This is a genomic window from Nonomuraea sp. NPDC049784 (assembly GCF_040659615.1).
Classification (GTDB): Bacteria; Actinomycetota; Actinomycetes; order Streptosporangiales; family Streptosporangiaceae; genus Nonomuraea.
The window spans coordinates 1-1,073 of record NZ_JBFAMX010001311.1 but is presented as its reverse complement, the minus strand read 5'-3'; the positions used below and the strand labels follow the sequence as shown (position 1 = coordinate 1,073).

At 67.2% G+C, this 1,073-nt stretch carries 2 protein-coding genes; both read left to right on the top strand.

The features are described 5' to 3' along the window. The first annotated feature begins 305 nt into the window (after positions 1 to 305). On the top strand, positions 306 to 602 hold the full coding sequence (locus tag AB0J09_RS65665) for a hypothetical protein (RefSeq protein WP_360714729.1): 297 nt from the start codon (positions 306 to 308) through the stop codon (positions 600 to 602). A 229-nt stretch (positions 603 to 831) separates the two neighbouring features. Then, positions 832 to 1,073: hypothetical protein (locus tag AB0J09_RS65660; RefSeq protein WP_360714727.1), on the top strand; the 242-nt coding region annotated here is incomplete at its 3' end.

Below are 1,073 nucleotides of genomic sequence, written 5' to 3'. Positions count from 1 at the left end.
TAAGGCAGAGCGGCCGGAGCAGCTGGCCCTGCAGGAACCCCTGCGGCACCGGCACCGGGGATCGACGCCCTGTCCAGGGCTTTCATGCCAGGACTGTCCTGCGCGCTGCCCATGACCACCCGCCCCTGTGCCGCGTGATGCCGCAGCGCCCAGCCGTCTGCCTGCCAGACTGATTCGGCGGGAATAGCTCGTCAAGTCCCAAACGCGCGCCCGGCTAGCCCCTGTACGGATAGGCCACTCAGGCGGGGAAGATACCGCTGCCGCGATACCTTTGCTTCGAAGACATGTTCGGACTGGAGGCGTGCATGGCCTTACCCAAGACGGTGCTCCGGGCAGTGCTGGTGGCGGCAGAGGAAGCTACAAGGGAAGCGGCGGAGGAAGCCGGAGTGCCTGATATGGCCGGCTGGGTGAGCCAACTCCGGCAGGATCCGAAGGGGGGTCGAGAGGTGCTGGTGGTTACGTGGATGGAGGACAAACCCGGGTTCCGGGGTGGTCTGGTCGAGCACGGCCCGGCCTGGCTGCCGATGACACGCATCCGCTGGATCGACAGCAGGGACCTCGCCGCGCTGGAAGCGGCCATGACGCCGGTCGATGCCGCCTGACCTGCGGGCATCGAACGTGCCTACGATGAGGTCATGTATCTGCCACCTGAGTGGCCCGACGGCGTGCGGCCCCCGACCGACCCCGACTGGGAAGAATCCGTCGTGGCTTGGCTCCTGGACCAGGTCCCCTATCGCCCGCGACAACAGCGGCCTTGCCTATTTCACGTTCACCACTCATCCGCATGATGACGCTTGGGCGGCGTCGAAGGACCCCGCAGCCTGCACCTGGATGTACACCGCCCTCGCGCTGCACGGCGGGTTCATGCGCATCGACTGGATGGACTTCTCCGCCTCCGACGCGATCTCCATGGGCCACGCCGCCTGGAAAGTGCACGACTACCAGGAGACAGAGGTCCGCCGCTCCGTGATTACCAGCGGACCGGACGGCATCAGCCAGACCGACAGCGGCGCCCCCGACTATGCCTGGCCGCCGCTGCCGCCGGAGGTCGCCGCCGAGCTTGAACAGCGCTC